At 73.2% G+C, this 10,073-nt stretch carries 8 protein-coding genes and 1 tRNA gene; 3 read left to right on the forward strand and 6 right to left on the reverse strand.

Annotated elements, in window-relative coordinates; translation table 11 throughout:
• Positions 1–395 precede the first annotated feature (395 nt).
• Together ACFU74_RS33130 and ACFU74_RS33135 are read right to left on the reverse strand one after the other, a co-directional pair.
• Positions 396–469 (reverse strand) — tRNA-Met (locus ACFU74_RS33130).
• A 67-nt stretch (positions 470–536) separates the two neighbouring features.
• The gene (locus ACFU74_RS33135; protein WP_380763570.1) at positions 537–3,548 is read right to left on the reverse strand and encodes a UPF0182 family protein; all 3,012 of its coding nucleotides are present in this window, start codon (positions 3,546–3,548) and stop codon (positions 537–539) included.
• A 200-nt stretch (positions 3,549–3,748) separates the two neighbouring features.
• On the opposite strand from ACFU74_RS33135, the gene ACFU74_RS33140 reads away from it, so the two are divergent.
• On the forward strand, positions 3,749–4,312 hold the full coding sequence (locus ACFU74_RS33140; RefSeq protein ID WP_380763572.1) for a PPA1309 family protein: 564 nt from the start codon (positions 3,749–3,751) through the stop codon (positions 4,310–4,312).
• A 51-nt stretch (positions 4,313–4,363) separates the two neighbouring features.
• On the opposite strand, the gene ACFU74_RS33145 is transcribed toward ACFU74_RS33140, so the two are convergent.
• The 4 genes from ACFU74_RS33145 to ACFU74_RS33160 all read right to left on the reverse strand — a co-directional run bounded on the left by ACFU74_RS33145 (position 4,364) and on the right by ACFU74_RS33160 (position 7,621).
• Complete coding sequence (locus ACFU74_RS33145; RefSeq protein ID WP_380763574.1) at positions 4,364–5,440, reverse strand: PDZ domain-containing protein; 1,077 nt, start codon at positions 5,438–5,440, stop codon at positions 4,364–4,366.
• Positions 5,441–5,517: 77 nt separating this feature from the next.
• Positions 5,518–5,706 carry a hypothetical protein gene (locus ACFU74_RS33150; protein ID WP_380763576.1) on the reverse strand — a complete coding sequence of 63 codons (189 nt, stop codon included), beginning with the start codon at positions 5,704–5,706 and terminating at the stop codon, positions 5,518–5,520.
• Between the two features lie 183 nt (positions 5,707–5,889).
• Positions 5,890–6,330, reverse strand: coding sequence for a molybdenum cofactor biosynthesis protein MoaE (locus tag ACFU74_RS33155; protein WP_380763578.1), 441 nt, complete (start codon positions 6,328–6,330; stop codon positions 5,890–5,892).
• A gap of 142 nt (positions 6,331–6,472) precedes the next feature.
• Complete coding sequence (locus tag ACFU74_RS33160) at positions 6,473–7,621, reverse strand: NAD-dependent epimerase/dehydratase family protein (RefSeq protein ID WP_380763579.1); 1,149 nt, start codon at positions 7,619–7,621, stop codon at positions 6,473–6,475.
• A gap of 208 nt (positions 7,622–7,829) precedes the next feature.
• On the opposite strand from ACFU74_RS33160, the gene ACFU74_RS33165 reads away from it, so the two are divergent.
• Both ACFU74_RS33165 and ACFU74_RS33170 read left to right on the forward strand, forming a co-directional pair.
• Complete coding sequence (locus ACFU74_RS33165; protein ID WP_380763580.1) at positions 7,830–9,389, forward strand: zinc-dependent metalloprotease; 1,560 nt, start codon at positions 7,830–7,832, stop codon at positions 9,387–9,389.
• Complete coding sequence (locus tag ACFU74_RS33170; protein WP_380763582.1) at positions 9,386–10,024, forward strand: NUDIX hydrolase; 639 nt, start codon at positions 9,386–9,388, stop codon at positions 10,022–10,024. Before ACFU74_RS33165 ends, ACFU74_RS33170 begins: the two co-directional genes overlap by 4 nt.
• Positions 10,025–10,073: the final 49 nt, after the last annotated feature.

Genomic DNA, 10,073 nt, shown 5'->3' on the forward strand with positions numbered 1-10,073 from the left:
GGCTTCGCCCCTGCCCCGTTCTTGCCGATCAGCCTCATGCCGACTCCCACTCCCCCCGAGTGTCGCGGCGTCGTCCTCCGGCCCGGGGCCGGGGGGACCCCACGGGGAGCGCGCGGACCCGACGGCCGGTCAGCAGCCGGGCAGCGTCCCCCATGTGTCCCATCGTCGCATCACCCGCAACCCGCGTACACCTGCCCCGGCCGATTTCGGCGGGGCGGACCCGAAGCCGACGAAATTGCTTCGGCGCTTTGTCGATTTCCCGACACTTGGCCCCCACAAACCCCGCTGCCGTCGTCCTTGGCGACGCTCGATGGTACCGGAGCGGCCCCGCCCGCCCGCGCGCGCAAACACCGAAGGCCCGGAGGAAGAATCCTCCGGGCCTTCGGGCTACTGAGTAGCGGGGACAGGATTTGAACCTGCGACCTCTGGGTTATGAGCCCAGCGAGCTACCGAGCTGCTCCACCCCGCGTCGGTGGTTAAACCATAGCACGGGCGCGGGGCGGAGCCGAAATCGGTTACCGCGGGATCGCCGCAGCTCAGGGGCCGCTGCTCGGGGCGGGCGAGGCCGCCCCCGTCGCCGGCGGGGTGGCCGGCGGGGTGGCCGGAGCCGTCTCCGCCGGTGCCGGGGCCGGGGTGATCCCGGCCTTCTGCTCGGCCGCCTCGACCGCCTTGAGCGCGTCGTTGAGCGCCTTCTGGGCCTGGCCCCAGGCCACCCAGTCACCGTTCTTGAACGCGGTCTGGCTGTCGTTGTTGGCCTTCACCGCGTCCGCGATCGCCTTCTGCAGCTCCGGCGAGACCGTGGCCCCCGGCACCGGAGCGGTCGGGGTCGTCGGCGCGGTCGGCGTCGTCGGCGTCGTCGGGTTCGTCGGGCTGGTCGGCGTGGTGGTGCCCGGCGCCGTGGGCGTGACCGGCGCACCGGGCGCCGCGCCGCCGAGCACCTTGGCCAGCGCCTTCTCCAGGTTGTCCTCCACCGCGACGACCGCGTTCTCGTTCCCGTACGTCGCCAGCACCTTCTTCAGCACCGGCACCTTGGCGCTGCGCCCGATCAGGTAGACCGGCTCGACGTTCAGCAGGCCGCCGCCGACCGGCAGGGTCAGCAGGTTGCCGTACTCGATGTCGGAGTCGGTGCCGGTCTTCAGCAGGGTCAGCTGGTTGGCGACCAGCGGGTCCGAGTTGAACTTCGCCTGCACCTGCTTGGGGCCGAGCGCCCCCGAGCCGGTCGGGATCTTGGCGATCCGGATCTTCCCGTAGTCCGGTCCCGGGTCGGCGCTGACCGACATGAACGCGGCCAGGTTGTCGCGGCCCTGCGGCGCGAAGGTCGTGGTGAGCGAGAACGACGCCTCCTTGGCGTCCGGCATCCGGACGGTCAGGTAGTACGGCGGCTGCACCTCGTTGGTGTTGGTCGTCGGGTCGGTCGGCACCTGCCAGATGTCGGTGCCGTTGAAGAAGCCGCCGGCGTCGGTCATGTGGTACTCGGCGAGCAGGTCGCGCTGCACCTTGAACATGTCCTGCGGGTAGCGCAGGTGCGGCGCCAGCTCCGAGGGGATGTCGGCCTTCGCCTTCACCGTGCCCGGGAACGCCTTCATCCAGGTCTTCAGCACCGGGTCGTTCTCGTCCCACTGGTAGAGCGTCACCTCGCCGGTGTACGCGTCCACGGTGGCCTTGACCGAGTTGCGGATGTAGTTGACCTGGTTCGCGGCGGTCAGCAGCTCACCGCGCTGGTTGGTCAGCGAGTCCTTGGTGACGTCGCCCAGCGTCGTCTTCGACGAGAACGGGTAGCCGTCCGAGGTGGTGTAGCCGTCCAGCACCCACACCACGCGGCCGTTCTCCACCACGGGGTACGGGTCGGCGTCGATCGACAGCCACGGCGCGACCTTCTCCACCCGCTCCTTGGGCGTGCGGTCGTAGATGATCTTCGCGCCGTCGCGGATCGCGCTGGAGTAGAGGATCTGCGGCTCGGCGAACTTCACCGCGTACGCGGCCCGGGTCAGCGGGTTGCCCAGGCCGACGCCGCTGTCGCCGTCGTAGGAGAAGTGCACCGGGGTGCCGTTCTCCGCGGTGTAGTCGATGTCCTGGTAGCCGCCGCCGACGATCGAGTACGTCGTCGTCTTCTCGCCGTAGTAGATCCGCTGCTGGTAGTCGCCGAACGCGCCCTTCGTCGGCAGCGCCGACTCGGTGTAGACCGGGTTGCCGTTGGCGTCCACCTGGTTGCCCTTGGCCGCGATCACGCCGTAGCCGTGGGTGTAGTTGAAGTGGTCGTTGATCCAGTTGCGCTGGATGCCGTTGAGGTCCAGCTCGCGCACGCCCAGCACGGTGTCCTGGTCGCCGTACCGGTCCACGTCCAGCGACTTCGGGAACGCGTAGTACTTGCGCAGCGCCTCGTTCTGCTGGAAGGTCGGGCCGACCACGTTCGGGTCCAGCAGGCGGATGTCCGAGACGGTCTGCGCGTCCGGCTTCAGCGCCTCCGCGCTGGTGCCGTTCGCCGGCTCGTACTGGACCACTTCGCTGTCGGCGATCCCGTACGCCTCACGTGTCGCGTCGATGTTCTTCTGGATGTACGGCGTCTCCTTGGCCTGCTCGTTCGGCTTGACCTGGAACTGCTGCACGATCGCCGGGTACACCCCGCCGATCAGCACCGCCGACAGCACCATCAGGCCCAGGCCGATCAGGGCCGGCGCCCAGGTGCGGCGCACCGGGGTCAGGAAGAACAGCACCGCGCAGATCACCGCGACGAAGAACAGGATGGTCTTCGCCGGAAGGAACGCGTTGGCGTCCACGTACCGCAGGCCCGTCCAGCCGGACACGCCCTTGTAGGTACCGGTCTTCACCGCCAGCGCGTACCGGTCCAGCCAGTAGGCCACCGCCTTCAGCAGCACGAACACGCCCAGCAGCACCGCCAGGTGCCCCTGCGCGCCGACGCTCGCCCGCCGCCCCGGCCCCTGCAGCCGCAGCCCGCCGTAGAGGTAGTGCACCAGCGTCGAGGTCAGCAGCGAGACGATCACCGCGCTGAACGCGAAGCCCAGCAGGAACTCGTAGAACGGCAGGTCGAAGGCGTAGAACGAGACGTCCTTGCCGAACTGCGGGTCCTTGGTGCCGAACGGCGTGCCGTTCGTCCACAGCAGCCAGGTCCGCCACTGGCCCGAGGCCGCGGCACCCGCCACCAGCCCGATCACCAGCGAGACGCCGAGCAGCGCCCAGCGCTTGAACGGCGCCAGGCCCGAGCGGTAGCGGTCCAGGCTCTGCTGCTCCACCGACATCGCCGACAGCGGCGGGCGCAGCCGGTGCGCCAGCCAGACGTTGAAGCCGACGATCACCGCCATCAGCAGCCCGAACACCGCGAACAGGCCGATCTTCGTCCACAGCTGGGTGGTGAAGACCGAGGTGTAGCGGACCGACCTGAACCAGAGCCAGTCCGTCCAGAACCCGGCGAACATGACGAACAGCAGGAACAGCACCGCGAGCACGCCCAGGGTCAGCAGGAGCACCCGCGCTCGCCTTGAGGGCGGGCCTACTCTGCGCCGGAACCCCGGCCCTGAGCGTTCCGGCATCTGGAATACCACGGTGGCACCTCAGCTGTGTCGTCTTGAGTCGGTCGGTCTTCAGTGCAACTTAACCAGTCTTTGGCCGAGTTCCCACCGTTAGCAGACGGTTACGACAACCTCCCACCGGCCCTCCCCCGCCCGTCCCCTCCCCTGCCCACTGGCGGCGGTCGCGACGCACCGGTCGCCCGACGTGTGAGGATTGAGACATGTCCGATGGATCCAACCTCCCCGACGACGTCTCCACCCTCCCGGCCGGCAGCCCGCTGACCCGGGCCGCCCTGGAGATCGACGAGTACGCCGCCACCCTCGGCTGGGACCTCCCGGCCCGCCTCTTCGCCCTGGTGGACAGCGCCGCCCTGCGCAAGGCCGACCCCCGCATCGCCGAGCAGCTCGGCCTCGCCGACGGCAACGAGCCCGGGCTCACCCCGGTCGAGCAGGACGAGCTGCCCGCCGGCATGGAGCTGGACAAGTTCCTCGGCACCATCGCCTGGCCCGGCGCGGTGGCCGGCTGCGCCCTGGTCGTCGAGCGCCTGATGCTGCCGCCGGGCGCCGAGCAGTCCCGCCCGCGCAACGCCAGCGACGCCCAGCTCGCCGAGTGGGTGGCCAACCACCCCAAGCGCGAGGAGGTGCGGATCACCGCCGCCGTGCTGCGGGACGGCAGCAAGGAGATCGCGCTGCGGCTGCGCTCCAAGGACACCGCCCGCGAGGTGCTGACCGGCCCCGACCTGGTGCCGGGCCTGACCGAGGCGCTGCTGGCGACCTTCTCGTAGGCCCCTGGCCCCGGGGTCTGCTTCGCGCCCGCCCCGGGCCCCCGGGAGCGGCTAGGACGTGCAGGACGGCAGCGCGGAGGTCTGCCCCGAGCGGATCTGCTCCAGCGCCTTCAGCGCGCCGTCCAGCGTCTCCACCTTGACCAGGTCCAGCCCGGACGGGGTGTTCTTGGCGGCCTCGGCGCAGTTCGCCGCCGGGGCGAGGAAGTACTCGGCGCCCGCGTCCCGGGCGGCGATCAGCTTCATCGCGATGCCGCCGATCGGTCCGACCTCGCCCTCGTCGGTGATGGTGCCGGTGCCGGCCACGAACCGTCCGCCGGTCAGGTCGCCCGGGGTCAGCTTGTCGATGATGCCGAGCGAGAACATCAGGCCGGCGCTGGGCCCGCCGACGTCCTGCAGCCCGATGTCGATCCGGAACGGGTAGGTGTGCCGCAGGCCCGGGCGGATGCCGACCATCGCGGAGCCGGTGTCCGGCGACTTCACGGTCGGGACGCTGATGTCGGTGCGCACGCCCGGCTCGGCCGAGCCGTCCTTGACCCGCGGCACCACGGTGAAGACCGCGGCTTCGCCGGGCTGGTGCCGGGTGACGGCCTTGGCGACCGCGTCCGCGTCGGCGACCGGGGTGCCGTCCACCGCGACGATCTGGTCCCCGGCGTGCAGCCGGCCCTCGGCCGGGGCGCCGGCGGTCACGCTCTGGACGATCAGCTCGCTGCCCATCGGGATGCCGAGCTGGCTCAGCGCCGCGGTGCGGGCGTGGTCCTCGGAGAGCGCGAACTCCTCGGCGTTCTGCCGCTTCGCGTCGGCGTCGCTCTGGCCCTTCGGGTAGACGTTGTCGTGCGGCACCACCAGCACGTCGTCGCGCAGCCAGCCGACCACCGCGTTGACCAGGCTCGGCTCGTACTTGGCGCCGGTGACCTGGACGGTCGTCATGTTGAGGTGCCCGCTCGCCGGGAACGACTCGTGGCCGGTGATGGTGATCACCGGGGTCCCCGTCTTCTCCTGCACCCCGAGCGTGTTGTACGTCGGGCCCGGGCTCATCTCGGTGTACGGCACCTTCATCAGCACCGAGGCGCAGAGCAGCGCTATGAGCAGCAGGGTGGCGGCGAGCATCGTCGCAGAGCGGCGTGGCATGCCTCGACAGTACGGGACGCGGATGACGGCGCGCCCGGCGGGCCGGGCCCCACCGGGCCCGGCCCCCGGGACACGTCCTACCGTTCGGGGCGCTCCTGCGGGGCGCCGGTGGCCGTGGTGCGTTCCATCGCGGCCATGAACCGCTGGTGCTCGGCCAGCGAGGCCGGGTCCCCCGTCGCTCTCGGGGCCCGCTGGGCCCAACCCGCCCACACGGTGGCGAGCACCGCGGCGACGCAGGGAATGATCAACCAGGCGAGCGCAGCCATCTCAGTACTCCCAGCTCGTCGTGTCTATGAGCAGATTAACCATCCCGGCGGACAACGCCGCGGGCGCCGTCCGGGTTACGGCACGGCCGATCGGCTCACTGCCAGGGAGTACCGGGCCCACCCGCCCACACCCGTCCGAGTGAGCGACCGGCGCGTCGCGCGACGAGGGGGCCCGACGGGTGCTCAGCACTCGCCGGCGCCGACCCACTCCTCGCCGCCGTCCGCGAACACCTGGTGCTTCCAGATCGGCACCTCGTGCTTGAGGTCGTCGATCAGCCGGCGGGCCGCGGCGAACGCCTCACCGCGGTGCGCGCAGGACACGGCGACGATCACGGCCTTGTCGGTGATCCCCAGCCGGCCGACCCGGTGCACCGCGGCCAGCGCCCGCACCGGGAAATCGGCCGCGACCTTCTCGGCGACCCGGCGCAGCTCCCGCTCCGCCGACGGGTGGCAGCTGTACTCCAGCACGGAGACCGGCCGGCCGCCGTCGTGGTCGCGGACCGTCCCGACGAAGACGGTCGTGCCGCCGGCCGCGTCGTCGCCGACCGCCTCGTACACCTCGTCGAGCGAGAGCGGGGTGTCGCGGATCGCGAGCAGGCGGATCGGGTCGTGGTTCTCGGGCATGGCCCCAATGATCGCCCATCCCGCACGGGCGGGGGCAAGGGCCTTCCGCACCCGCCCGCCCGGGACGACCGCCCGGCGCGCCGGGCGGGAACGCCCGCCCGCCCCGGGCCGGCCCGTCACGCCGGCCCGGGGCGTCCGCCGCTCAGAACCGGCGCCGCTTGCGGGCCCTGCGCACCAGCGCCGCCGTACCCACCAGCGCCACCGTCGCCCCCGCCGCGCCCAGGCTCGTCGCCGCCTCCTTGCCGCCCAGGCGGCGCCCCGCCACCGCGTGCTTGCCCGCCACCTGCCCCAGCAGCTCCGCCAGCACCTCCTCGTTGGTGTGCACCGGACGCCAGCCCGCCTCGTGCAGCCGGCTGCCCGACACCACCCACGGGTACATCGTGTACGCCAGGTCCCCGGCCGGCGCCGGCGTCAGCCCCAGCCGGTGCAGCCGGGCCGCCGTCCCCAGCGCCAGCGAGGCCGGCAGCTCCATCCGCCGGATCCCCGACAGCCGCTCCACGTCCTCCTGCTCCAGCCAGCCGTCGCAGCCGACCGTCACCTCGCCCTCGACCAGGCCCAGCACCGCGTACTCCAGCGCCGCCGCCAGGTCGTCCACGTGGCAGAACTGCCAGCACGGGCGCGAGCCCGCCACCACCAGCAGCCGCGGCGCCTCGAAGTGCCGGGTCAGCACCGTGTCCACCCCGGGACCGACCACCACCGCCGGGCGCAGCACCGTCACCTGCAGCCCCGGGTGCGCCCGCGGCGCGCGGCGCGCCAGGCGCTCGATCTCCAGCAGGTCCCCGACCAGCGAGGCCTCCTCGGTCGCCCGCAGCTCCGAGTCCTCCGCCAGCGGCACCTCGTTGTCCGCCAGCGCGCCGTAGACCATCGCCGACGTGCAGAGCACCACACGGTGCACCCCGGCCGCCGCGGCCGCCGTCAGCACCGTCTGCGCGCCCCGCACGTTGTAGGCGCTGCGCGCCCGCGGGTCCGACTCCATGCCCAGGTCCATCGCCAGGTGGACCACGACGTCCACCCCGGCCAGCCGCTCGGCGACCGCCGGGTCCCGCACGTCCAGGATCCGCCACTGCACCCCGGGCACCTCGCCGCGCCGGTCGTCGACCGCGAGGACGCGTTTCACCCCCGGCGACGCGACCAGCCGGGCCGCGACCCGCTCGCCGAGCACCCCGGCGGCACCCGTGACCGCCACGGTCAGCGGCCTTCCGGCATAGGCTGGAGGCGGCGACGCCGTGATGTCCGGGGCGTCCTCTCCTCCGGTCAGCCCAGAGCGAACGTCCGAGGGCGGGGAACTCACCGGCCATCCTCCACGGTTAGCTTATGTGCGTACGTACGTGTGTCACGTACGTCCATCCTGCCCGAGGCGGAGGCCCGGCGGTGCACCCGGCGCGGGCCAGCCGCGCGGGAGCCGCCCACCGGCCGGGAGTCCCCCACTCCGCCGACCGCCCCGGGCACGCAGATTCACCGCCACCACCCGTATGACGGCCGACCGGATCGAGGACCCCGTGAGCGACCTTCCCTTCGGATTCGGCGTTCCGCCCGAGGAGCCCGAGGACGGCAAGGCCAAGCCCGACGACGACCAGAACAAGAAGGACGAGGGCGGCGCCCGGTCCGACGGCCCGCAGCCCTTCGGCTTCTCCGGCGGCAACCCGTTCGGCGCCCTGTTCGGCATGGGCCTGCCCGGCATGCCCGGCACCCCCGGCGCGGGCGGGCCCGGCGCCGGCGACAACCCCTTCGCCGCGATGTTCGGCGGCCTCAACCCCAACGACCTCGGCGCCGCCTTCCAGCAGCTCGGCCAGATGCTCTCCTTCGAGGGCGGCCCGGTCAACTGGGACCTCGCCAAGGACATCGCCCGGCAGACCGTCGTCGCCGAGCCCGCCGAGGGCAAGAGCAAGGACCGATCGGGCAGCGCCGCCGAGCGCTCCGCCGTCGCCGAGGCCGTCCGCCTCGCCGACCTGTGGCTCGACGGCGTCACCACTTTCCCCTCCGGCGCCGGCACCGCCGTCGCCTGGAGCCGCGCCGAGTGGATCGAGGCCACCCTCCCCGTCTGGAAGGACCTCGTCGACCCGGTCGCCGAGCGGGTCGGCAACGCCATGGGCGGCGTCCTGCCCGAGGAGATGCAGGCCATGGCCGGCCCGCTGCTCGGCATGATGCGCTCCATGGGCGGCGCCATGTTCGGCACCCAGATCGGCCAAGCGCTCGGCGCCCTGGCCGCCGAGGTGGTCGGCTCCGCCGACGTCGGCCTGCCGCTCGCCCCGGCCGGCAAGGCCGCGCTGCTGCCCCAGAACGTCGCCGAGTTCGGCGAGGGCCTCAGCGTGCCCGCCGAGGAGGTCCGCCTCTACCTGGCCCTGCGCGAGGCGGCCCACCAGCGGCTCTTCGCGCACGTGCCGTGGCTGCGCGCCCACCTGCTCGGCGCCGTCGAGGCCTACGCCCGCGGCATCAAGGTCGACAGCTCCCGCATGGAGGAACTCGTCGGCCAGCTCGACCCGAGCAACCCCGAGGCCCTCCAGGAGGCCCTCGCCGGCGGCCTGCTCCAGCCCGAGGACACCCCCGAGCAGAAGGCCGCGCTCGCCCGCCTGGAGACCGCGCTCGCCCTCGTCGAGGGCTGGGTCGACGCCGTCGTGCACGCCGCCGCCGAGCCCCACCTGCCGCAGGCGGTCGCGCTGCGCGAGACCGTCCGGCGCCGCCGCGCCGCCGGCGGGCCCGCCGAGCAGACCTTCGCCACCCTGGTCGGCCTCGAACTGCGCCCGCGCCGGCTGCGCGACGCCGCCCGGCTCTGGGCGCTGCTCGCCGACGCCCGCGGCACCGAGGGCCGCGACGACCTCTGGCAGCACCCGGACATGCTCCCCACCGCCGCCGACCTCGACGACCCGGACGCCTTCGTGCACCGGGGCAGCGGCGACCTGGAGGGCGGCATCGACTTCGACGCGCTCGACAAGCTGCTCGGCGAGGCCGCCGCGGGCGGCGGCGCCGACCGGGGCCCCGGCTCCGCGAAGCCCGACCCGACCAAGGACGACGGCGACGACGGCGACGAGGACCACGGGAAGGGCGGGCCCGCCGCATGACGGCCACCGGGACCGAGCGCGCCGACGCCCCGCACACCGGCGGCACGCACCCCGGCGGTACGCACCGGGCTGACGCGCTGCACGCCGACGCCGTCCGCGCCCTGGACGGGTGGCGGCCCGCCGACCCCGAGCAGGACCAGTTGCGCCTCGCGTACCTGCGGCACCTCGCCGAGCAGCCGGAGGGCCTCTACCGCTCCTGCCTGCCCGCCCACATCACCGCCAGCGCCGCCGTCGTCGACCCCGACGCCGGCCGCGTGCTGCTGACCCTGCACCCCAAGGTCGGCCGGTGGCTGCAGATGGGCGGGCACTGCGAGCCCGGCGACCGCGACCTCGCCTCGGCCGCCCTGCGGGAGGCCACCGAGGAGTCCGGCATCCCCGACCTCGCCCTGCTCACCCGCGACGGCGTGCCCGTCCCCGCCAAGCTGGACCGCCACCAGGTCCGCTGCACCGGCAAGGACCGGCCCGAGAACACCCACCTCGACGTCCAGTACATCGCGGTGGCCCCGCCCGGTGCCCAGGCGCTGATCAGCGAGGAGTCGCTCGACCTGCGCTGGTTCGACTACGACCGCCTGCCCGAGCTCACGGACCACTCCGTGCGCGAGCTGGTGGCGCGCGCCCGCGAACTCACCGGCTGAAGCACCCGGGAGCGCCCGGACGACGGGAGGGGCGCGGGCCGCATGGGCC

The sequence above is a fragment of the Kitasatospora sp. NPDC057500 genome, from assembly GCF_042802195.1.
Lineage (GTDB): Bacteria > Actinomycetota > Actinomycetes > Streptomycetales > Streptomycetaceae > Kitasatospora.

Excerpts from the sequence above, each read along its gene's own strand:
- ACFU74_RS33135 (WP_380763570.1), bottom strand. The coding sequence starts at position 3,548 with ATGCCGGAACGCTCAGGGCCGGGGTTCCGGCGCAGAGTAGGCCCGCCC.
- ACFU74_RS33150 (WP_380763576.1), bottom strand. The coding sequence starts at position 5,706 with ATGGCTGCGCTCGCCTGGTTGATCATTCCCTGCGTCGCCGCGGTGCTC.
- ACFU74_RS33155 (WP_380763578.1), bottom strand. The coding sequence starts at position 6,330 with ATGCCCGAGAACCACGACCCGATCCGCCTGCTCGCGATCCGCGACACC.
- ACFU74_RS33145 (WP_380763574.1), bottom strand. The coding sequence starts at position 5,440 with ATGCCACGCCGCTCTGCGACGATGCTCGCCGCCACCCTGCTGCTCATA.
- ACFU74_RS33170 (WP_380763582.1), top strand. The coding sequence starts at position 9,386 with ATGACGGCCACCGGGACCGAGCGCGCCGACGCCCCGCACACCGGCGGC.
- ACFU74_RS33140 (WP_380763572.1), top strand. The coding sequence starts at position 3,749 with ATGTCCGATGGATCCAACCTCCCCGACGACGTCTCCACCCTCCCGGCC.